This window comes from Pseudomonas sp. BSw22131, from assembly GCF_026810445.1.
GTDB lineage: Bacteria > Pseudomonadota > Gammaproteobacteria > Pseudomonadales > Pseudomonadaceae > Aquipseudomonas > Aquipseudomonas huanghezhanensis.
On the sequence record NZ_CP113949.1, the window covers coordinates 4,843,631 to 4,865,567 of the forward strand.

The following is a 21,937-nucleotide window of genomic DNA, read 5'->3' on the forward strand; positions in this document are numbered from 1 at the left end:
GTGGAGCCGCCTGTGGATAACCTGAGCGCAACGCTGCGCACCTCATGTTCCCCGTGGCCTGGCGAGCGCTGTACGTTTTTTGCTCAATAGTTGTCCACAGGTGGCTCGTTTGCCGTACGCGTCCGGTAGAATGCGCGGCCTCACCCACCACGCCGCGTGTGCCATGACCTCAAAAACCCCCTCCTCCGCTCAATCAGTAGCCATTATCGGTGGCGGCCCCGCTGGCTTGATGGCGGCTGAAGTGCTGAGCCAGGCAGGTTTCAGTGTTGAGGTGTATGACGGCATGCCTTCGGTGGGGCGTAAATTTCTGCTGGCAGGCGTGGGCGGCATGAACATCACCCACTCGGAGGCTTACCCCGCGTTCGTGTCGCGCTATGCCGAACGCGCCCCCATGATCGCCCCGTTGCTGCGGGGGTTTGGTGCAGACGCGCTGTGTGAGTGGATTCATGGCTTGGGCATTGAAACCTTCGTTGGCACCTCGGGCCGGGTATTCCCCACCGACATGAAAGCCGCGCCACTGCTGCGTGCCTGGCTCAAGCGTTTGCGCGAGAGCGGCGTGGTTATCCACACCCGGCATCGCTGGCTTGGATGGAATGCCGACGGCAGTCTGCGTATCGCACACGCCGAAAGTGAATCAGCCCATAAACCTGCGGCGACATTACTGGCATTGGGCGGGGCCAGTTGGTCCAGGCTAGGTTCTGACGGCACCTGGGTCCAACTGCTGCAGGCGCAAGGCGTAGAGATCGCAGCGTTGCAAGCTGCCAACTGTGGTTTCGAAGTGACGGCATGGAGCGAGCTGATGCGCAGCAAGTTCGGTGGCGCTCCGCTGAAAAACATCGCCATCGGCCTGGAGGGGCAAACCCTGCGACTGGGCGAATGTGTGCTCACTGAAACAGGCATCGAAGGCAGCTTGATTTACGCGTTGTCTGCGCAGATTCGTGAGGCTATCAACCAACAGGGTTCTGCCACCGTTGAGATCGATATGCTGCCTGGCAAAGCGCTCGGCGACGTACAAAAGGCCCTGAGCAAACCGCGCGGCTCGCGCTCCATGTCCAAGCACCTGCACAGTCAGCTCAACATTGATGGCGTCAAAGCCGCTTTGTTGCGCGAGTTGGCACCTCGGGAAGCGTTCGACGACCCGACGCGGCTGGCGCAGGCGATCAAGGCGCTGCCGCTGACGCTGATCAAGCCCCGCCCCATCGATGAAGCCATCAGCACCGCCGGGGGTGTGAGGTTTGAAGCCATGAACCCGCAACTCATGCTGAACGCCCTGCCCGGCGTGTTTTGCGCAGGAGAAATGATCGACTGGGAAGCGCCCACCGGCGGCTATCTGCTGACAGCATGCATGGCCAGCGGTCGAACGGCAGGCTTGGGCATAGCGCAATGGCTACGTCGTGGCTGACCCTATCCAGCAATGATCAACACGGTGTATGTCCGGCGAGGCGGTCAATTCGAAAGTTCCGAAACATCGAGATTTATTTGCCGGCACACTCATTCAGATATCACCCAGCCAGCCGATAGCAAGGGCTACATGATCCTGTTGCTGGCACTAACAAGAAAAACTTCCAGCGTAACGATTGGCAAATAGACGTTCCGGAGGTTTAGATGAAAAGCTGGTTTGCAAACATCAGCGTCAACATGAAACTGGCATTGGGATTCGGCATCGTGCTGGTTTTCACGGCCATGCTGGCACTCACTGGCTGGACCAGCCTGGCAAGCCTGATCGACCGCAGTGACCGGATGAACGACATCTCGGACCTCAGCGAACAACTGACCAAACTGCGTGTGGCACGCCTGCAATACATGCTCACCAATGGTGACGACACTGCCGCGCAAACCGTGCAGACCGCGATGGACGGTTACAAAAACCAGCAACAATCGCTGCAATCAAGTTTCTCCAACCCGCTCAACGTGAAGACGTTGACCGCTTTGTCGGAACAGATCGCGAGCTATCAGACATCCTTCAGCAGAATGCGGGAAGGGTACCGCGTCAGCGCCACCGTTCGGGCCGAGATGGGCGTGAACGCGCTCAAGGCTGCTGAGCTGATCGCAGCGATCAACGATGACGTCCTGCGCCTTGATCCGACCGACGAACAGCGTTTCGCGAAGTATCAGGCCATCCTCAAGGCCAAAGAAGACTTGATGCTGGTCCGTTACGAAGTGCGCGGCTACACCGCCAGCCCGAACGCCAAGACCGAAGAAGCGGCGATGCTCCAGCTCGGCACCGCGATCAAGGACATCGCTCCGCTCAGCGCTGCTTTTTCCGATACACAGACTGACCGGATCAAACAGCTGGAATCGGCACTGCTTGCCTACCGCACTTCGGTGCAGGGCTTCCAGACGGCCAACGCTCAGATCGTTGCGGCGCGCACCGAAATGACCGATCAAGGCAGCGCCATCGTCAAACTCAACGCAGGGCTGCACGACATCCAAAAGAACCTGCGCGACGCCGATAGCAGCAGCGCACGGACCATGCAGATTGCCGGCACCTTGCTGGCGCTGATCTTCGGTGCTTTGGCGGCGTTGATCATTACTCGACAGATCACTCGCCCACTTCAAGAAACACTGGCTGTGGTAGACCGCATTGCTTCCGGCGATCTGTCGCATTCCATGGTTGTTACCCGCCGCGACGAACTCGGCGTATTGCAGCAAGGCATTCAGCGGATGGGGGCCACCTTGCGCGAGCTGATTGGCGGCATTCGTGACAGCGTGACGCAAATCGCCAGCGCCGCCGAAGAGCTGTCGGCCGTGACCGAACAGACCAGCGCCGGGGTTAACAGCCAGAAGGTCGAGACTGATCAGGTGGCCACCGCGATGCACGAGATGACCGCCACCGTGCAGGAGGTTGCGCGCAACGCCGAGCAGGCGTCGGTTGCTGCATCGGCAGCGGATCAACAGGCCCGCGAAGGTGACAAAGTGGTCGGTGAGGCCATCGCACAGATCGAAAAGCTGGCCGCAGAAGTGGGTCGTTCTTCAGAAGCGATGACCCTGCTGGAGCAGGAAAGCGACAAGATTGGCAAAGTCATGGACGTTATCAAGGCAGTCGCCCAGCAAACCAATCTGTTGGCGCTCAACGCAGCCATTGAGGCCGCACGCGCTGGCGAAGCCGGTCGTGGCTTTGCGGTGGTGGCCGATGAGGTTCGGGGCCTTGCCCAGCGGACCCAGCAATCGACCGAAGAGATCGAAGGCTTGGTTGCCGGCTTGCAAAACGGCACCCGCCAAGTCTCCGATATCATGTTAAGCAGCCGGACACTGACCGACAGCAGCGTCCAGTTGACTCGCAAGGCAGGCTCGTCGCTGGAAAGCATTACCCTGACCGTGTCCAACATTCAGGCGATGAACCAGCAGATTGCCGCCGCTGCGGAGCAACAAAGCTCTGTGGCAGATGAAATCAGCCGAAGCATCATCAACGTGCGCGACGTGTCTGAACAGACCGCTGCCGCCAGCGAAGAAACCGCCGCCTCAAGCGTCGAACTTGCCCGCCTGGGCAATCAATTGCAGATGCTGGTCAGCCACTTCAAGGTCTGATCAAACACCCGTCTCCGGGCCTCGACAGGCCCGGTGCAGGTTTCCCCGCTTTATCCCTCAGCGCTTTTTCTGACTTGCTCCCGATTGGCTAATTCTTTTGGGGGATTGCGCAGGCGCGTCGCCTTTTAGAAAATCCTCCCCGATACAGCTTTCAACGCCTCCCCCAACGCATACCGCCCTGGTCAGACAATTAAGGGATTTACTCGTCGCCCATTTGCCACATACTGCCCGCGCTCGTCTTTGTCTTCATTTTTAGAATCATCTTCATCATTGTCAGGTTCATATTCGTGAAAAAAATCATTCCGCTGTTGTTGTCCGCTGCCATCGGTTTCGCGCCTGCTGCCTTCGCCAAAGCCGTCGCCACCCCCGCTCCCGTGCAACTGATCGTGCTCAGCTCGGGCGGTGTCATGAGCGCTTTCCAAGCCATCACCCCGGATTACGAACAGCGCGTTGGCGTCAAGCTGCTGGCCGAAGCTGCGCCGTCCATGGGCGCGACGCCGCAGACAATCCCCAATCGGTTGGCGCGCCGCGAACCTGCCGACGTGGTGCTGATGGTGAGTTCTGCGCTGGACAAGTTAATCAAGGATGGTCAAGTCGACCCAAAAACCCGCGTGGACATTGGTAAGTCCTACATCGCCATGGCTGTCCGTCACGGCGCGCCGAAGCCTGATATCAGCACCATGGAGGCGTTCAAGCAAACCCTGTTAAACGCCAAAAGCATCGCTTATTCCGACAGCGCCAGCGGGGTTTACCTGTCACGTGTGCTGTTCAATCAGATGCACATCGCCGACCGCATCAAGGACAGGAGCCAGATGATCGCGGCGCTTCCGGTGGGAGAATCCGTTGCGCGGGGCGAGGCAGAAATAGGCTTTCAGCAATTGAGCGAATTGAAGCCGGTAGAGGGCATCGACATTATCGGTCTGATCCCAGATCAGGCTCAGCAGATGACCCTTTACTCGGCAGGCGTCGTCAGCCAGAGCAAACACCCGGAGCAGGCCAAGGCACTTGTCGACTTTTTGGGATCAGGCGCAGCAGCACCGGCGATTAAAAACAGCGGGCTAGATCCAATCGCCAAGTAAAACCCGGACCGCGGTTCGCCAACAGACTCTGTAGGCGCGAATTCATTCGCGGGGCGTCGGTTCTGACTCAATTCGAACGACGCTTCGCCAACAAGTTGGGGCAGTTCAGAGGACGATCAGGTCAGCGACAGCTCGATCAACTCGCCTCGCACAGCCATGCCTTCGACATGCAACACGCCCACCGTAATCGGCAGCTTGAAGCGGCGCGGTCCAGCGCTGCCGGGGTTGATGAACAGCACGCCGTCCCGGTGCTGCTGAAGTGGCTTGTGCGAATGCCCGGTGACGACCACCCGCACGTCTTGCGCCAACATCTTAGGCACGTCCGCCAGAATATGCGTGACGTAAATAGCCACTTCGCCTGCTCGCAGCGTGGCCTCGAAGGGCACATCCGCAGCCCAGGCGTCATCCTTGTCGTTATTGCCACGCACGACAGTCAACGGCGCAATCAGCCGCAGTGCTTCGAGGATCTCGGGCTTGCCGATGTCCCCCGCGTGGACGATGTGGTCGCACCCGTGCAAGGCTTCCAGTGCTTGCGGCCTTAGCAGGCCGTGGGTGTCAGAGATCAATCCGATTTTCATGAGCGCTGATTGGCCTGTGCAGGGGAAGTGCGCGCCTGCACGCGCTTCATGCTGATCATTGCCAAGAGGGCAATGACCGCCACCAGCGATGCAAAAAACTCCCCCACATGCCGCAAGCCAAACGCGTGGACGCTAAATCCGACAGCGATCACCGGCACGGAAATCGAGATGTACATCACCACAAAATACGCGGAGGTCACGGCAGCCTTGTGGTCCGGTGGGCTGTTGGCGCTTACCGCGCCCATGCCTGCCCGAAAAATCATGCCCTGCCCCATGCCCGCGATGAAGCCTGCCAACCCCAACAGCAGCAACTGCTCGGTGGCAATGCTCAGACCCAGACACATCACGCCGACGATCAGCGCCAGACATCCCAGCGTCATGTGCCGCTGCGGTGGCAGCCATTGCAGCGCAGCCTGGCCTATGATCGAGGCGACAAAGAACAGTCCGATCACCGCCCCGATCAACAAACCGCTGCTCTGGCCCATCAGCTGGATCATCACCGACGGCACCATGCAGGTGAACAGGCCGACAACGCTGAACCCCGCAAGCCCCGCAATGGAAGCCGAAATGAACACACTGCGCACCGAAGGCGGAATAGACAGCTTTTGGATACTCAATCGCAGCGTGGGTGGGCGGGTAACCGTCTCCCGGGCAAGAAGAACGCCCACTGCCGCCAATAACAAGAAGGCCAGATGCACGTAGAAAATAAGGTGCAGAGGATCAGGTAAATGCTGCGAGGTCAGGCCAGCCAACAGCGGACCCAGGCCCAGCCCCAACATGTTTGCGGCGGTGGCGATCAGCGTGGCGCGCTTGCTCCAGCGTTCGGGCGCAAGCTCAATCACCGCGACGGTGGCAGTACCGGTCATGATTCCGGCGGAAAACCCTGAAAACAGTCGCCCGATCAGCAGACCGCCAATCGAGTCGGTGTACAGGAAAATCACCGCGCTGATCGCGCCCATCAACAATCCGGCGCCCAACAGAGGCCTGCGCCCCAACTGATCGGACCAACTGCCGACAGCCAACAACGCGGCAATCACGCCCGCTGCGTAAATAGAAAAAATGATCGTCACCCAGCTCGCATCGAAACCCAGGTGCTGCTGATAAATGGCGTAAAGCGGCGTAGGCAGCGTCGTGCCCAGCATGGCGATCAACAGTGCACACGCCACCAGAATGAAGTCGCGTGTCGAAGATGATGCAGCCTGGGTCATGGGATCGCCCTGAGAACGGATAAAGAATTCGCCCATTATCCGCCGATGTCAGCGCGGTTCTGGAAACAAAATTACACACCCGCATTGACCCATCGACAAACCTGTAGGTTCACCTGGTGGGTTGCCCCACCCGGATCGCCCGATTACACCGATGAAAACGATGACACTTCAGAGTTGCCAGAAGGCGACTCACCACCTGCGCGTGCTAGCCTTACGCAACAACATAACGAAAGTGACTGTCCGGCATGTTATTTCGATTACAGGCAGCCAGCCGCCCATGAGTAAAAAAACCCCTGTCACCATTTCCGACATCGCACGGCGCGTGAACATGACGCCGGTGACGGTTTCCCGTGCGCTGAACAAGCCTGATCTGGTCAAACCCGCCACCCTGGCACGCATTCTGGAGGTTGCGCAGGAGCTCGATTACGTCCCAAATGCCTTTGCGCGCAGTCTCAAGCGCAGTGAGAGCATGATCATCGGTGTGATCACCGCCTCGGTCGACAACCCGTTTTACAGCGAGATGATCAAAGCCATTTCCCGCGAAGCTAAAAAGCATGGCTACACCATCATGCTGGTCGACACCGATGGCTCGGAAGAGCTGGAAAACAAAGCGGTCGACACGCTGCTGAGCTATCGCGTGGCAGGGATCGTGCTGTCGCCGGTTTCAGACGAACCTGATTACCGACCGCCGTACCTGAACCGCCTGAGTAACGGCGACATGCCGGTGGTGCAACTGGACCGGGCCCTGAAAGACAGTCCGTTCAGCCATGTGGTGCTGGATAACTATCACAGCGGCCTGAAAGGCGCGCGTTATCTGTTGGCGCAAAACCCGCAGATGCAACGCCTGCTGGTGCTGACGGGCCCTGCGCATTCACGCATCTCCGAAGAGCGCCTCAAGGGCGTAAAAGCGGCGCTGGCCGAACGCGGGAAGCCGGTACATCTGGATGTGTTCGCCGGGGACTACACCCTGGAACCGTCGTACCAGAACACGCTGCGCTACCTGCGCGAACAGCGCAGGCCCGACGCGATCTTCGGTTTCAATCAGTTGATCACCCTGGGCGCGATGAAAGCCCTGCGCGACCAGAACATCGGCTTTGAGACCGTCACCCTCTGCGGCATCGACCGTCTGCCGTTCGGCGATATCTTTGGCATCCCGATCGCCTGCATCGCCCACGATGCGTCATTGGCGGGGAGCAGTGCCGTGCGAATGTTGCTTGAGCGGATTCAGGACCGGACTCTGCCAAAGAGCAAAGTGGTGATCGTCGGCGAACTGGAAAACGGCGCGAGCCTTTGACCGCGCGACAAAGGGGCTAAAGATCCCGATGCATTCATGCCACCATGTCGGCCCTTGAATACGCACCCCGGCATGCTGCCATTACGCGCAGCCAATGCCCTGGCGCGAGACCAATAACAGTGAGGATTCGTACCATGCAAGACGTCGTAATCGTTGCCGCTACCCGCACCGCGGTCGGCAGTTTCCAAGGCTCTCTGGCGAATATTCCTGCCGTTGATCTGGGCGCTGCGGTCATCCGCGAACTGCTGGCTCAAACCGGTCTGGACGGGGCTCAGGTCGATGAAGTGATCATGGGCCAGGTGCTGACCGCAGGCGCTGGCCAAAATCCTGCGCGCCAGGCAGCGATCAAAGCAGGACTGCCATTTACGGTACCTGCCATGACCCTGAACAAGGTCTGCGGATCAGGCCTCAAAGCCTTGCATCTGGCGACCCAGGCGATTCGCTGCGGGGACGCAGAGATCATCATCGCCGGCGGTCAGGAAAACATGAGCCTGTCCAATTACGTGATGCCGGGCGCGCGCACCGGTCTGCGCATGGGCCATGCAACGATGATAGACACGATGATCAGTGACGGTTTGTGGGATGCGTTCAACGACTTTCACATGGGGATCACGGCCGAAAACCTGTCGGAAAAGTACGACATCAGCCGTGAGGCGCAAGACGCCTTCGCCGCGGCGTCGCAACAGAAAGCAACCGCCGCGATTGAGGCCGGTCGTTTCATCGAAGAAATCACTCCCATCCTGATTCCTCAGCGCAAAGGCGATCCGCTGTCCTTCGCCACGGACGAACAGCCGCGCGCGGGCACGACCGCTGAATCTCTGGGCAAGCTTAAACCCGCGTTCAAGAAAGACGGCACCGTGACCGCAGGCAACGCTTCGTCGCTGAACGATGGCGCCGCGGCGGTAATCCTGATGAGCGCTGCGAAAGCTCAAGCGTTGGGCTTGCCAGTACTGGCACGCATCGCAGCGTATGCCAATGCCGGCGTCGACCCTGCAATCATGGGCATTGGCCCGGTGAGCGCGACACGTCGATGCCTGGACAAGGCAGGCTGGTCACTTGCCGACCTGGACTTGATCGAAGCCAACGAAGCCTTCGCCGCACAATCGCTGTCGGTCGGCAAAGAGCTGGGTTGGGACATGAACAAGGTCAACGTCAATGGCGGTGCAATCGCCTTGGGCCACCCGATAGGTGCATCGGGCTGCCGCGTGCTGGTGACGTTGCTCCACGAGATGATCAAGCGCGATGCGAAAAAAGGCCTGGCCACCCTGTGCATAGGCGGCGGCCAGGGCGTGGCGCTGGCGCTCGCCCGGTAAACCAGAAAACCCCTTGGAGCCAACTTGTTGGCGAAGCGATCTGACGGTGTGACCACGATCCGACGCCTCGCGAATGAATTCGCTCCTACAGATTCAGTGCTCGACAGGACTCTGCAGAAGCTAACTTGTTGGCGATTGCGGTTAAAGCACGCCTCTCCTCACTGCCAGCCAAACCGGCGCACATAGAAGCCCTTCACGGCTTGAGTCAGCGCAACATACGCCAGCAAAATCACAGGCAGTATCACGAAGTAAAGCGGTGGCAGCGCCTCCAGTTTGAAGTAGTGCGCCAGCGGTCCCATCGGCAGGAAAATCCCGACGGCCATGATCACCCCCGTCATGATCATCAACGGCATTGCTGCACGGCTCTGCAGGAACGGGATTTTCGGGGTACGGATCATGTGCACCACCAGCGTTTGCGTCAGCAGACCGACAACGAACCACCCCGACTGAAACAGCGTCTGGTGCTCAGGCGAATTGGCGCCGAACACGTACCACATGACCACAAACGTGGTGATGTCGAAAATCGAGCTGATCGGCCCGAAGAACAGCATGAAGCGGCCCACCTCCGAAGGCTGCCAGCGCTGCGGTTTTTTCAGCAGTTCGTCGTCGACGTTGTCGAACGGAATGGCAATCTGCGAAATGTCGTACAGCAGGTTTTGCACCAGCAGATGCATCGGCAGCATCGGCAGGAACGGAATGAATGCGCTGGCGACCAGCACCGAGAACACGTTTCCGAAGTTGGAGCTGGCCGTCATTTTGATGTACTTGAGCATGTTGGCGAACGTGCGCCGCCCTTCCAGCACGCCCTCCTCCAGCACCATCAGGCTTTTTTCCAGCAGGATGATGTCAGCCGCCTCTTTGGCAATGTCCACCGCACTGTCCACCGAAATGCCGATGTCTGCGGTGCGCAATGCAGGCGCGTCGTTGATGCCGTCGCCCATGAAGCCCACCACGTGCCCGTTGGCCTTGAGCAGACGCACGATGCGTTCTTTGTGCGAGGGCGTGAGCTTGGCGAACACGTTGGTGGTTTCCACCGCGACCGCCAACTCGGCATCGCTCATGCGCTCGATATCAGCGCCCATCAGCAAGCCCTGACGCTCCAGGCCGACTTCACGGCAAATCTTGGCCGTGACGCGCTCGTTGTCGCCGGTCAGGACCTTGACCGCAATCCCGTGCTCAGCAAGTGCTTTGAGGGCGGGCGCAGTGCTTTCCTTCGGTGGATCGAGAAACGCGACGTAGCCGATCAGCGTCATGTCGCTCTCGTCCGCGAGGCCATAGGTTTCGCGACCCGACTCCATAGACCGAGCAGCCACCGCCACCACGCGCAAGCCTTCTTCATTGAACGCCGCCGTCACCTCCAGAATCCGTGCAAGCAGCTCTGCGCTCAGCGCTTCTTCTTCGTCGCCATGGCGCACTCGCGCGCAGACGCTTAGCACTTCCTCCAGCGCGCCTTTGCAGATCAGCAGATGTGGATGGTCGTGTTCAGCCACCACCACCGACATCCGGCGGCGGTTGAAATCGAACGGCACCTCGTCGATTTTGCTGAACGCCGTGCCGACCTGCAGCTCACTATGGACCTCCACATGCTCCAGCACGGCCACGTCCAGCAGGTTTTTCAGACCGGTCTGGTAGTAGCTATTGAGGTAGGCCATTTCCAGAACGTCGTCGGATTCATCGCCCCACACGTCTACATGGCGTGCGAGAAATATCTTGTCCTGCGTCAGAGTGCCGGTCTTGTCAGTGCACAACACGTCCATTGCGCCGAAGTTCTGGATCGCATCCAGCCGTTTGACGATGACCTTTTTGCGTGACAGGAAGACCGCCCCTTTTGCCAGCGTAGAGGTGACAATCATCGGCAGCATTTCCGGGGTCAGCCCGACCGCGATGGACAGCGCGAACAGCAGCGCTTCCATCCAGTCGCCCTTGGTGAAGCCGTTGATGAACAACACCAGCGGCGCCATCACGAACATGAAACGAATCAACAGCCAGCTGACTTTGTTGACGCCCGACTGGAAAGCCGTGGGCGCACGATCTGTGGCGCTGACACGCTGGGCGAGCGCGCCGAAATAGGTGTTGTTGCCGGTGGTGAGAATCACGCCGGTTGCCGCGCCGGAGACTACGTTGGTGCCCATGAACAGGATGTTCTCAAGGTCCAGCGGGTTGCCGGTCTGAGTGCCCTGACGCCGGGGAAACTTCTCAACGGGCATGGACTCACCCGTCATGGCGGCCTGGCTGACAAACAAGTCTTTGGCGGTCAGCACGCGGCAATCGGCAGGGATCATGTCACCTGCGGACAATACGATCATGTCGCCCGGCACCAACTGCTTGATCGGCAATTCGATCCGCTGAGACCTGCCACCGGAGGGCGCGAACCCAGTGTCATCATCGGCGCGACGCAACACCGTGGCGGTATTGCTGACCATCGCCTTCAGCGCATCGGCCGCCTGGTTGGAACGTGCTTCCTGCCAGAACCGCAGCAGCGTCGACAGCACCACCATCGAGAAGATGACGGTGGCGGCCTTCATGTCCTCGGTCAGCCACGAAATGAATGCCAACAAGGTCAGCAGCAGGTTGAACGGGTTTTTGTAGCACTGCCACAAATGCACCCACCATGGCAGTGGTTGCTCGTGTTCGACTTCGTTGAGGCCATGTCGCTGACGCAGGGTCAACGCCTGAGCCTCGGTCAGGCCATCAGCGTGGCTGCCGAGTTGGCTGAGTAATGTCTCGGCATCGCTGCTCGCGCCTTTGGTCAGGGTTTGCGCCAGCGTCGGCGGTACTTCGCGGCTGACGGTTGTGTCGGTCAGGCTGTCGAGCATGGCCAGGCGACGGAAGTGCCGGCCGAGGTGCCGGTTCTGCAGGAAGCCTGCGAAGAACTCTTTCAGGAGGGTGAGTTTCATGGCTATTGCCCCGAGCTGAAGGTGTGTCACTGGAACCTTGAGCAGGCACGACCGACCCGAAGCCCTGCCGCGTTCCGCTTGAACGTTTGGCAGGACAGGCTGGTCCGCACGTCAAAAAGACGTGCGCGTCCGTTGGCTGGCGACGACTCGAAAGTCAGCCGTCAGGCAGTTGGTCAGCGTCATGGGAAAGGACAGAAACAGGTCTGGAAAGAGCCTGCGGTACTGCCGCTTCTCGCACTATCGGCGAGCTGGGCGGCAGTGAAAAAAACTGCGCGCTAGCGTGCCGAGGATTGGCCGGTCATCAATACCGGCTGACGTCTGTCACTCGAACAAGTACCCACTGAGGGCCTCCGCATTGGTTGAAAACGAGCGAAGTTTACGTCCGGCTTTCATCAGAGTAAACCGTAGGAAGGCGCCTTTCAGTGCTATCAGAAAAGTCTTCAGGAAGCGTTCAGCAACGCGGGATCAGGCCTCTCCAGGAGCGAATTTGTTCGCGAAGCGATATCAGGTTCAACGCTTGAAAGGCTCGCCAACAAGTTCGCTCCTACAGAGCAGTGATCGGGCGTCGCAAGACCTCAATTTGCCAAGCTGATAAACTCTCGCTCCTTATTCCTGTACCAAGGCGCCGTGCATGTCTTCGCTGAATCAGGCGCTTCGCGTCGCCCTCGATAACCGTCAATCGCTACTCTCTGAGCTGCACGCTCAAGGCACCGATTGCTATCGCCTGTTTCATGGCAGCCAGGAAGGCGCGAGCGGTCTGACCATCGACCGTTACGGCCCGCAACTGCTGATCCAGAGCTTTCATCAAAGCCTTGATCGCGAGTCACTGCTGAGCCTGCACGCCGAGATGAACAGCCAGCTCAACGTCGACACGCTATTGGTCTACAACGACCGCTCACAGGGCAATTCGCGAATTGATCGAACCGACGCCGGTTACAAAGCCGACGACGCGGCGCTTGAAGACATGATCGGCCATGAATGGGGCCTGAATTATCGAGTTCGCGGGCGCCACGCCGGGCAGGACCCGTTGTTGTTTCTGGACCTGCGCAACGCGCGCGGATGGGTCAAGAATCACAGCGCAGGCAAGAGCGTGCTCAACCTCTTCGCCTACACCTGCGGCGTCGGATTGAGTGCAGCGGCCGGGGGCGCCAGCGAAGTCTGCAATCTGGATTTCGCCGAAGGCAATCTGGCGGTCGGACGCGAAAACGGCGCGCTCAACCCGCACTTGCCGAGCATGACGTTCATCCAGTCAGATTACTTCCCTGCGATTCGCCAACTGGCCGGGCTGCCTGTCGTAGCCCGTCGCGGACACAAACTGCCGAGCTACCCGCGACTCGATCAGCGCCAATACGATCTGGTGCTGCTTGATCCGCCTGCGTGGGCTAAAAGCGCCTTTGGCACGGTCGATCTGCTGCGTGATTACCAAAGCTTGCTCAAGCCCGCCATCTTGACCACGGCCGAAGACGGGGTACTGATCTGCTGCAACAACCTGGCGAAGGTCGGCCTGGAAGAATGGCGCGATCAGGTGCTGCGCTGCGCCACCAAAATCGGTCGGCCGGTGCGTGATTGCCAAGTGCTGACGCCGGGCGCTGACTTCCCCTCCCTGGATCTGCAACCCCCTTTGAAAACGCTGATCCTGAAGTTCTGACCTCCTGATCGAACTCAGGAATATTCCTACAAGCTCCATCGGGCCGGGATTCGGAACCAGATTGGCGTGCCATACTCCAATCACCTCCCACAAAGAGAGTCGACGCCCCACATGCCCAAAGGATTGAAACGCGCCATCGGCGCCTTGTTGGCGGTCTTCGCAGTCTATAGCGCGCTTGGGTTCTTAATCCTCCCTGGCGTTGCATTGCGAATCATCAACCAACAACTGGCCAGCTACTCGACCGTTCCTGCGAAGCTTGATCGGCTGGAGCTCAATCCCTTTAGTCTCGAAGTCACGCTGTGGGGCCTGAACATAGGGGCGCCGGGCAAGGAGCAGATTGGCTTCGAGCGTCTCTATGCAAACCTGCAGATCGACAGCTTATGGACCCGGGCGCTGCATCTGGAAAAGGTGGAGCTCGACAAACCCAAGACCGAACTGCTGTTCGGCAAAGACGGCAAACTCAATCTCGCCGAGCTTTTCAAACTTCCCCCGAGCGAACCCTCGAAACCGGACGAACCACCGACCAAACCGTTTCCGCTGCGCATTGGTGAAATCAAACTGGCCGGCGGCTATGTCCACTTTCAAGACCTGCGTCCAAGCGAGCCCATTGAGTTTCTGTACGACGCTCTCGACTTCGAGTTGAAAAACCTCAGCACGCTCTCTGAAGACAACGCTGACATGACATTGGTGGCTGCCGGGCCAGAAGGCGGTCAGATTGATTGGGTCGGGCGCATCAGCCTGGTCCCGATCAGCTCCGAAGGCACGCTTAAGGTGACTGACGGCAAGATGAAGGTCTGGTGGCCGTATGTCCGCGATGCCCTGCCATTGGCGCTGCAAGATGGCATCCTCAATCTCAATACCCATTACACGCTGAATCTGTCGAAAGAGACCGAACTGCGGCTGGATAAGACGTCTCTGAGCGTCGCACCTTTTGGCATCAACGCTCCGGATGGCCGACCTCTGGTTCGCCTGAAAAAGCTGGAAGTAAGTGAAACATCCATCGACCTCGCCAAACAGCTCGTGACCGTTGGCAAGATCCGCAGCAATGGCCTGGAAACGTGGGCGGCGCGCGAGTCCGACGGTCAACTTGACTGGCAAAAACTATTCGCCAGCCAGCCGGCTAAAGTGAGTGAATCCGCCCGGAAAGAACCCGCAACTTCCTCCGGGACCGAAGCCAAGAAAGCCGAGATAGCGGCCGCTCCCAGCAAGCCGTGGCAAGTGTTGTTGCGCGACGTACAGCTGCGGGACTACAAGGTCCATCTGGCGGATCGAGTGCCCACAGACCCCGTTCTGATAGACCTCGGCCCACTGAATCTGGACGTCAAAAACTTCGACAGCCTCAACAAGTCGCCTTTCAACATCAAACTCGACACCGGGCTTGGCAAGCAAGGCAAGCTCACCGCGGAGGGCGCGGTCAATCTGGCCCCGGTTCGCGCCACGCTTAACGTCACCACCCGAGACATTGATCTTCGCGTGGCCCAAGCCTATGTCACGCCCTTCATTCGTCTTGAAGTACGCAGCGGCATGCTGAGCAGCGATCTGGCCGTCGATCTCAAAAGCACCGAGCCTTTGGCTTTGGGTGTCACTGGCAAGGTGCAGGTCGATCAGTTGCACACACTGGACACCCTGAAATCCCGGGATTTCCTGCGCTGGCAGCAGTTGAATCTTGAAGGCCTGAACTTCCAGCTAGGTGACAGTTTGAGCATCGCTCAAGTCACCCTAGAACAGCCATACGCGCGCTTCATCATTGCGGACGACCGCACCACCAACATCAATGACCTGCTTGTGCCACAACCCGCAGACAGCGGCGCACCTGCGACCAAGCCGCAGTCTGCCAGCAACGGCAAAACGATGGGCATCCATATCGGCGAGGTCAATATCAATAACGGTTCGGCCAACTTTGCAGACTTCAGCCTGACGCCTAATTTCGCGACTGCGGTTCAGCAGCTCAACGGCAAGATCGGCACGCTGGACAATCGCCAGTCAAAACCCGCCAGCGTCAATATCACCGGCAAGGTGGACCGCTACGCGCCGGTGACCATCAAGGGCGCGCTCAATCCGTTTGACCCGATGGCCAGCCTCGACATCGCGACGAGCTTCAAGCGCGTCGAGCTGACCAACCTGACGCCCTACTCCGGCAAGTTCGCGGGGTATCGCATTCGCAAGGGACGGCTGAATCTCGATCTGCATTACCTGATCACCAAAGGGCAATTAAAGGCTGAAAACAAGGTCGTGCTCGAACAGCTGCAGTTGGGTGAAAAAGTGGACAGCGCGGATGCCGTGAACCTGCCGCTCAAGCTTGCCATTGCATTGCTCAAAGACACTGACGGCAAGATTTCCATCGAGCTTCCGGTCTCCGGCGACTTGAACAATCCGCAGTTCAGCGTTATGCCGATAGTCTGGCAAACCCTGCGTAATCTTGTGGTACGCGCAGCCACCGCGCCTTTCAAGCTGCTTGGCGGACTGGTCAGCGGTGGAGGCTCGCAGGATTTGGGCACGGTCTCGTTTGCCGCTGGCTCGGACGAGCTGAGCGGCGAGGCGCAAGCGTCTCTGGACAAGTTGTCGGCGGCGCTGAAAGAGCGCCCGACATTGCGTCTTGAAATCGAAGGCACCAGCGCGGAGTCCAGTGACGGTCCATTGATCGCACAACAGCGTCTGGAACGCGAATACCAGAGTACGTATTACAAGATCCTGCAGCGACGCGGCGACAAGGTTCCGGCTCAAGCCAGCGACATCACGGTGCCAGACACCGAGAAACCACCGATGCTCGAAGGCATCTACCGCACACGCCTGAAACAACAGCCGCCAGCCGAATGGGTCAATCTGGGCAAGGAAGAGCGTCAAGGAAAGATGCGCGATGCCGTGTTGAAATCCTGGAGTTCCAGCGCGTTACTGCTTCGCCAACTGGGTCAATCCCGTGCCAGCAGCATCAAGGACTATCTGGTAGACAAGGGGAAATTGGCGGATGATCGCGTGTACTTCGTTGACGCCGGTCTGGGTCAGGCGGAAAAAGACGGGCGCGTTGTAAGCCCATTGCACCTGGACAGCGAGTAACGACATTGAAGAGTGTGCGAACCGGTTTTCTGGCTTTGATGGGGCTCTGCGCAGTCTCTGCACTGGCGCATGCCGACACGCTGCGCTGCGCTAGCCAACTGATCAGCGTGGGCGACCGAATGTTTGAAGTGCAGCAGAAGTGCGGTCAGCCGGTGAGCCAGGACATCATTGGCTACAAGGAGACGGTCAACCATTTCCGGCAGGTCGATCAGGTTCAGGTGCAGGAATGGATCTACGGCCCCAACAACGGCATGTATCAGTACCTGAGGTTCGAAGGGGGCCGATTAGTCAGCATTGATAGCAACCGTGGAAGATAGCGTCTCTGCGAAAACCTTACCCAAAGCGCTGTCCGGAAAATCCCCTCGCACAAATAGAACAGGCCCCGACGCGAACGTCAGGGCCTGTAATGGCCACATCCATATGGCCTTTCGCATGAACTTTCAATCGTTCAGTTGACGACCTCCCTGGGCGTCAGCCAACCGTTTTCCGTGTTCAGTGCAATCTGGCGCTGATTACTCAGCCTTCAGGCCGTCAGCCGAAACAGCTTCGACGCCTTTGATTTTCTTGGTAATTGCTACAGCAGTAGTCTTTTGTGCCTCTGTGATAGCAACGGTCGACGACAGGGAAACCACGCCTTTGTTGGTTTCTACCTTGATGTCAGAGCCAGGAATGCCTTTCTCAGTCAGCAGATCGGATTTCACCTTGGTGGTGATCCAGGTGTCGGAAGTAGCTTCTTTAGTTTTAGCAACTTCGTTTGCAGCAACCACCATTGGCGCTTTGGCGGAGGTCTCGGCCATAGCAACGTTGGCCATGGTCAACGTCAGGGCAGTGGCAGCAGCAGCGATAGCGAACTTCTTCATACGAGTAACTCCTGTTTTTCTCAGAAACTGCAGCAAGCATAGAGCTGCAGGGTTACTGGTATGTCGCAAGCGGCGTGCCACATCACTCCAAGATAAATTATCTATATATTTCAATGGTTTATGTTTTTAAGAATTTCACAAAATCGTGCAGATTGCCCGTTTAGACTAAGTTCCGCTTGCAAGTTGCATGTTCTGACAGTCGATCAGTATGAGCCAACTGAGCTAACCAATTAAAAGCGCTCATAAAAAAAGGATCCCGAAGGATCCTTTTTTCAACATCCGCAAATCAGGTGGTTAAACGCCCGAAGCCTTGGCTGCTGCTACGTCTTTGATCGACAGCTTGATGCGGCCACGGTTGTCCACGTCCAGCACGAGAACTTCGACTTCCTGGCCTTCTTGCAGCACGTCAGTCACTTTCTCTACGCGAGCATCGCTCAGCATGGAGATGTGAACCAGACCGTCTTTGCCCGGCAGGATGTTGACGAATGCGCCGAAGTCGACGATGCGCTCTACCTTACCGACATAGATCTTGCCGATCTCGGCTTCAGCGGTGATACCCAGGACGCGCTGACGAGCAGCTTCGGCCGCTTCCTTGGTTTCGCCGAAGATCTTGATCGAGCCGTCGTCTTCGATGTCGATCGAAGCCTTGGTCTCTTCACAGATCGCACGAATCGTCGCGCCGCCTTTACCGATGACGTCACGGATTTTGTCGGTGTCGATTTTCATCGCGATCATGGTCGGAGCATTTTCCGACAGCTCGGTACGCGACTGACCAATGATCTGGTTCATCTGACCGAGGATGTTCAGGCGAGCTTCAAGGGCTTGGCCCAGAGCGATCTCCATGATTTCTTCGGTGATACCTTTGATCTTGATGTCCATCTGCAGCGCAGTGACGCCTTTGGCGGTACCGGCTACTTTGAAGTCCATGTCGCCAAGGTGGTCTTCGTCACCCAGGATGTCGGTCAGGATGGCGAACTTCTCGCCTTCTTTAACCAGACCCATGGCGATACCGGCAACAGGTGCCTTCATCGGAACGCCGGCGTCCATCAGAGCCAGCGAAGCGCCACAGACCGAAGCCATCGAGCTTGAGCCGTTGGATTCGGTGATTTCCGATACAACACGGATGGTGTACGGGAACACGTCAGCGGCAGGCAGCATGGCCTGAACCGAACGACGAGCCAGACGGCCGTGACCGATTTCACGACGACCCGCGCCGCCCATACGACCACACTCGCCCACCGAAAACGGAGGGAAGTTGTAGTGCAGCATGAAGGGGTCTTTTTTCTCGCCTTCTAGGGTGTCCAACAGCTGTGCATCACGCGCCGTACCCAAGGTCGCAACAACCAGCGCCTGAGTTTCGCCACGGGTGAACAGTGCCGAACCGTGAGTCTTCGGCAAAACGCCGACCTCAATGTTCAGCGGACGTACGGTTTTGGTGTCGCGACCGTCGATACGTGGTTTGCCGTTAACGATGTTTTCGCGAACGGTGCGGTATTCGATTTCGCCGAAAGCAGCTTTCACTTCGCTGGCAGACGGGCTGCCTTCTTCTACAGCGAGCTTGGCAACGATCTGATCTTTCAGCTCGCCCAGACGCGCATAGCGGTCAGCCTTGACGGTAATGGTGTAGGCCTGGGAAATCGCGTCGCCGAATTCGGAACGGATAGCACCCAGCAATGCGGTAGCCTCAGGCTTCGGTGCCCAGGCCCATGTAGGCTTGGCAGCTTCGGCAGCCAGTTCAGTAACTGCTTTGATGACCGACTGGAATTCGTCGTGAGCGAAAAGCACAGCGCCCAGCATCTGGTCTTCGGTCAGCTCTTTGGCTTCCGATTCAACCATCAGCACGGCTTCCGAAGTACCAGCAACGACCATGTCCAGACTCGATGCTTTCAGTTGCTCGTAAGTCGGGTTCAGCAAGTAGCCGGTGCTTTCGTGGAAAGCAACGCGCGCGGCACCAATCGGGCCGTCAAACGGAATGCCGGAGATCGCCAGCGCAGCCGAAGTACCGATCATCGCCGCGATGTCCGGATCAGTCTTTTTGCTGGTGGAAACGACGGTGCAGACAACCTGCACTTCGTTCATGAAACCTTCAGGAAACAGAGGGCGGATCGGACGGTCGATCAAACGCGAAGTCAGCGTTTCTTTTTCGGAAGGACGGCCTTCACGCTTGAAGAAACCACCAGGGATCTTGCCAGCGGCGTAGGTCTTTTCCTGGTAGTGCACGGAAAGGGGGAAGAAGCCTTTGCTGGCGTCTGCATGCTTGGCGCCGACCACAGTCACGAGAACGGTGACGTCGTCGTCAACGGTGACCAATACTGCACCAGAAGCTTGACGGGCAATGCGGCCTGTCTCGAGGGTTACGGTCGATTGACCGAATTGAAACTTCTTGATTACCGGGTTCACGGTTTCCTACCTTATTTGTGGCTCTTGGGGGAACTGGTTTCTTGCGAATTCTTGGGCAGCGGCGGGAATCGGACCCGTCGGCAGTCCAGATAAAACTTGAGGCTGGAAGCCTGCCCGGCACACCGAAACAACCGGTGAGCCTGCGACAGACAACCAACCTCTATCCGAGTCGTTATTAGCGACGCAGACCCAGACGCGAGATCAGGGCGCTGTAGCGGCTGATCTCTTTGCCTTTCAGGTAATCCAGCAGCTTGCGACGCTGGTTTACCATGCGGATCAGACCACGACGAGAGTGGTGATCTTTACCGTTGGCTTTGAAGTGACCCTGCAGTTTGTTGATGTTGGCGGTCAGCAGTGCAACTTGCACTTCTGGCGAACCAGTATCACCAACAGCTTGCTGGTAGTCGGCTACGATCTGAGCTTTTTCTTCAACGCTGAGTGCCATGTGGGCAATCCTTTTATCAAGAAATCGTTTCAGAGAAACGACTTCAACAGGCCGAGAGCAAACTCTCGTATTAAAAAGTGAGGAGTGACCATGCCTGTTAACAGCCACCCTCGTACCACCGAAACAGCAAAACCTGCCCCGATGGGTCCGGTCATTCTGACCGAATCAGTCGACGTGGCGCGATACGCCCGTCTTCACTCACTTCACCGATCCCGATGAAGCGTCCTTGATGATCCTGCACCCGCACCATGCCAAATTGCGGAGCGTCCGGGGCTCTTACGGGCTGACCATGCAGCCAGTAAAACGAACTGTGCTCGGAAAACTGCAGCAGTGGCCAGTGCAACAAGCCGCTGTCCGATGGCATCAGGAAACGATCAACTGCCTCGTGACCGCCCTCGGCATGCATGGCCTCAAGCTCTTCAAGCGTCACCGTCTGGGAGAGGTCGAACGGCCCCGCCTGCGTGCGACGCAGCTCGGCAACGTAAGCACCACAACCCAGTTGCTCGCCGATGTCTTCGACCAGGGTACGGATATAAGTACCCTTGGTGCAGTCCACCGAAAGCCTTGCGGTTTCGCCTTCGCATGCCAGTAATTCCAGGCGCGTAATAGTAACAGAACGCGGTTCACGCTCCACCACTTCCCCTGCACGCGCCAGCTTGTATAGAGGCTGGCCATCACGTTTGAGAGCAGAGTACATCGGAGGTATCTGACTGATTTCGCCGCGAAAAGAAGGCAGAACCGCCTCGATATCAGTACGACCAACGGTCACCGGACGCGTCTGCAAAACTTCACCTTCGGCGTCTGCCGTGGTGGTGGTCTTGCCGAGCTGAGCCAGGGTTTCATAACCCTTGTCCGAATCGAGGAGGTACTGAGAAAACTTGGTTGCCTCGCCGAAACATAGCGGAAGCACGCCAGTCGCCAGCGGATCAAGACTGCCGGTGTGGCCTGCCTTTTCTGCGTTGAGCAGCCAGCGGACTTTCTGTAAAGCCGCGTTCGAGGTAAACCCCAGCGGCTTGTCGAGGAGGATGATCCCACTGACGTTCCGGCGAATACGCTTGACCTGAGCCACACCTTACTCCTCGGTACTGTCTGGCTTTTCGCCTTGCGGGTGCTGACCGTCTTCGGCCACCGCGCGCTCGATCAGCGCAGAAAGATGGGCGCCACGGACAACGCTTTCGTCGTAGTGGAAATGCAACTGAGGCACGCTGCGCAACTTCATCTCACGCGCCAGCTGCATGCGCAGGAAGCCTGCTGCCGAATTGAGGACTTTGATCGACTGCGCAATTTCTTCTGCACTGTCCTGACCCATCACGGTCATGAAGATCTTGGCGTGGCCTACATCGCGACTGACATCGACCGCGGTGATTGTAACCAGCCCTACGCGGGGGTCCTTGATTTCACGACGGATCAGCTGTGCCAGCTCACGCTGCATCTGATCGCCGATACGTTGGGTACGGCTGTATTCTTTTGCCATGTATCGTTACCTGTCACTGACCCATGGCAAAAGCCATGCAGTCTGAAAGCGGCAAACGCCCGGCCTGGCAGAAGCCGGACCGGGCGTTGCGTTTAGAGTCCATTTGCGAGCGTTGCGCATCTACGTGCAACACCCACAACGGCTCCTGAAGCTCGCGAA

15 protein-coding genes and 2 pseudogenes are annotated in these 21,937 nt (G+C 58.1%); 9 read left to right on the top strand and 8 right to left on the bottom strand.

Annotated elements, in window-relative coordinates; all coding sequences use genetic code 11:
- The first annotated feature begins 163 nt into the window (after positions 1-163).
- From OYW20_RS21850 to OYW20_RS21860, 4 genes and pseudogenes are all read left to right on the top strand, one after another.
- The gene (locus OYW20_RS21850) at positions 164-1,402 is read left to right on the top strand and encodes a TIGR03862 family flavoprotein (RefSeq protein WP_268797983.1); all 1,239 of its coding nucleotides are present in this window, start codon (positions 164-166) and stop codon (positions 1,400-1,402) included.
- Positions 1,403-1,683: 281 nt separating this feature from the next.
- Positions 1,684-2,625: pseudogene (locus OYW20_RS26385) on the top strand (methyl-accepting chemotaxis protein); the annotation flags it as partial.
- A 309-nt stretch (positions 2,626-2,934) separates the two neighbouring features.
- Positions 2,935-3,528 (top strand): annotated as a pseudogene (locus tag OYW20_RS26390) (methyl-accepting chemotaxis protein); the annotation flags it as partial.
- Positions 3,529-3,815: 287 nt separating this feature from the next.
- Positions 3,816-4,607, top strand: a complete 792-nt coding sequence (locus OYW20_RS21860; RefSeq protein WP_268797985.1) for a substrate-binding domain-containing protein — start codon at positions 3,816-3,818, stop codon at positions 4,605-4,607.
- A gap of 116 nt (positions 4,608-4,723) precedes the next feature.
- On the opposite strand, the gene OYW20_RS21865 is transcribed toward OYW20_RS21860, so the two are convergent.
- Together OYW20_RS21865 and OYW20_RS21870 are read right to left on the bottom strand one after the other, a co-directional pair.
- Positions 4,724-5,185, bottom strand: a complete 462-nt coding sequence (locus OYW20_RS21865) for a metallophosphoesterase family protein (RefSeq protein WP_268797986.1) — start codon at positions 5,183-5,185, stop codon at positions 4,724-4,726.
- The gene (locus tag OYW20_RS21870) at positions 5,182-6,393 is read right to left on the bottom strand and encodes an MFS transporter (protein WP_268797987.1); all 1,212 of its coding nucleotides are present in this window, start codon (positions 6,391-6,393) and stop codon (positions 5,182-5,184) included. The genes OYW20_RS21865 and OYW20_RS21870 overlap by 4 nt, the downstream gene beginning before the upstream one ends.
- Before the next feature lie 277 nt (positions 6,394-6,670).
- Between OYW20_RS21870 and OYW20_RS21875 the strand changes: the two genes are divergently transcribed.
- Together OYW20_RS21875 and OYW20_RS21880 are read left to right on the top strand one after the other, a co-directional pair.
- Complete coding sequence (locus OYW20_RS21875; protein WP_268797988.1) at positions 6,671-7,687, top strand: LacI family DNA-binding transcriptional regulator; 1,017 nt, start codon at positions 6,671-6,673, stop codon at positions 7,685-7,687.
- A gap of 134 nt (positions 7,688-7,821) precedes the next feature.
- A complete protein-coding gene (locus OYW20_RS21880) occupies positions 7,822-9,000 on the top strand; it encodes an acetyl-CoA C-acetyltransferase (protein WP_268797989.1) in 1,179 nt (392 codons plus the stop codon).
- 158 nt (positions 9,001-9,158) lie between these two features.
- Here the strand turns inward: OYW20_RS21880 and mgtA are convergent, their stop codons facing one another.
- Positions 9,159-11,897 (bottom strand): magnesium-translocating P-type ATPase, encoded by a 2,739-nt coding sequence (gene mgtA / locus OYW20_RS21885; RefSeq protein ID WP_268797990.1) that lies wholly within the window; start codon positions 11,895-11,897, stop codon positions 9,159-9,161.
- Between the two features lie 631 nt (positions 11,898-12,528).
- Between mgtA and OYW20_RS21890 the strand changes: the two genes are divergently transcribed.
- The 3 genes from OYW20_RS21890 to OYW20_RS21900 all read left to right on the top strand — a co-directional run bounded on the left by OYW20_RS21890 (position 12,529) and on the right by OYW20_RS21900 (position 16,916).
- Complete coding sequence (locus OYW20_RS21890; protein WP_268797991.1) at positions 12,529-13,545, top strand: class I SAM-dependent rRNA methyltransferase; 1,017 nt, start codon at positions 12,529-12,531, stop codon at positions 13,543-13,545.
- Between the two features lie 111 nt (positions 13,546-13,656).
- Positions 13,657-16,599 (top strand): DUF748 domain-containing protein, encoded by a 2,943-nt coding sequence (locus tag OYW20_RS21895; protein WP_408005431.1) that lies wholly within the window; start codon positions 13,657-13,659, stop codon positions 16,597-16,599.
- 38 nt (positions 16,600-16,637) lie between these two features.
- On the top strand, positions 16,638-16,916 hold the full coding sequence (locus OYW20_RS21900) for a DUF2845 domain-containing protein (RefSeq protein ID WP_268801206.1): 279 nt from the start codon (positions 16,638-16,640) through the stop codon (positions 16,914-16,916).
- 195 nt (positions 16,917-17,111) lie between these two features.
- Here OYW20_RS21900 and OYW20_RS21905 read toward each other — a convergent pair whose 3' ends face one another.
- The 5 genes from OYW20_RS21905 to rbfA form a co-directional block, all read right to left on the bottom strand.
- Positions 17,112-17,459 (bottom strand): BON domain-containing protein, encoded by a 348-nt coding sequence (locus OYW20_RS21905; RefSeq protein WP_268797993.1) that lies wholly within the window; start codon positions 17,457-17,459, stop codon positions 17,112-17,114.
- Between the two features lie 294 nt (positions 17,460-17,753).
- Entirely contained in the window at positions 17,754-19,859 is a 2,106-nt protein-coding gene (gene pnp / locus OYW20_RS21910) for a polyribonucleotide nucleotidyltransferase (RefSeq protein ID WP_268797994.1), read from the bottom strand.
- 175 nt (positions 19,860-20,034) lie between these two features.
- Positions 20,035-20,304, bottom strand: coding sequence for a 30S ribosomal protein S15 (gene rpsO, locus OYW20_RS21915; RefSeq protein ID WP_268797995.1), 270 nt, complete (start codon positions 20,302-20,304; stop codon positions 20,035-20,037).
- Between the two features lie 151 nt (positions 20,305-20,455).
- Positions 20,456-21,373, bottom strand: coding sequence for a tRNA pseudouridine(55) synthase TruB (gene truB, locus OYW20_RS21920; RefSeq protein WP_268797996.1), 918 nt, complete (start codon positions 21,371-21,373; stop codon positions 20,456-20,458).
- A 3-nt stretch (positions 21,374-21,376) separates the two neighbouring features.
- Positions 21,377-21,778: a 30S ribosome-binding factor RbfA gene (gene rbfA / locus OYW20_RS21925; RefSeq protein ID WP_268797997.1), complete on the bottom strand. Its 402-nt coding sequence runs from the start codon at positions 21,776-21,778 to the stop codon at positions 21,377-21,379.
- Between the last annotated feature and the right edge of the window lie 159 nt (positions 21,779-21,937).

Coding starts and splice junctions, on each gene's coding strand:
- OYW20_RS21850 (WP_268797983.1), top strand. CDS start 164: ATGACCTCAAAAACCCCCTCCTCCGCTCAATCAGTAGCCATTATCGGT.
- OYW20_RS21865 (WP_268797986.1), bottom strand. CDS start 5,185: ATGAAAATCGGATTGATCTCTGACACCCACGGCCTGCTAAGGCCGCAA.
- OYW20_RS21870 (WP_268797987.1), bottom strand. CDS start 6,393: ATGACCCAGGCTGCATCATCTTCGACACGCGACTTCATTCTGGTGGCG.
- OYW20_RS21875 (WP_268797988.1), top strand. CDS start 6,671: ATGAGTAAAAAAACCCCTGTCACCATTTCCGACATCGCACGGCGCGTG.
- OYW20_RS21880 (WP_268797989.1), top strand. CDS start 7,822: ATGCAAGACGTCGTAATCGTTGCCGCTACCCGCACCGCGGTCGGCAGT.
- mgtA (WP_268797990.1), bottom strand. CDS start 11,897: ATGAAACTCACCCTCCTGAAAGAGTTCTTCGCAGGCTTCCTGCAGAAC.
- OYW20_RS21890 (WP_268797991.1), top strand. CDS start 12,529: ATGTCTTCGCTGAATCAGGCGCTTCGCGTCGCCCTCGATAACCGTCAA.
- OYW20_RS21895 (WP_408005431.1), top strand. CDS start 13,657: ATGCCCAAAGGATTGAAACGCGCCATCGGCGCCTTGTTGGCGGTCTTC.
- OYW20_RS21900 (WP_268801206.1), top strand. CDS start 16,638: ATGGGGCTCTGCGCAGTCTCTGCACTGGCGCATGCCGACACGCTGCGC.
- OYW20_RS21905 (WP_268797993.1), bottom strand. CDS start 17,459: ATGAAGAAGTTCGCTATCGCTGCTGCTGCCACTGCCCTGACGTTGACC.
- rpsO (WP_268797995.1), bottom strand. CDS start 20,304: ATGGCACTCAGCGTTGAAGAAAAAGCTCAGATCGTAGCCGACTACCAG.
- rbfA (WP_268797997.1), bottom strand. CDS start 21,778: ATGGCAAAAGAATACAGCCGTACCCAACGTATCGGCGATCAGATGCAG.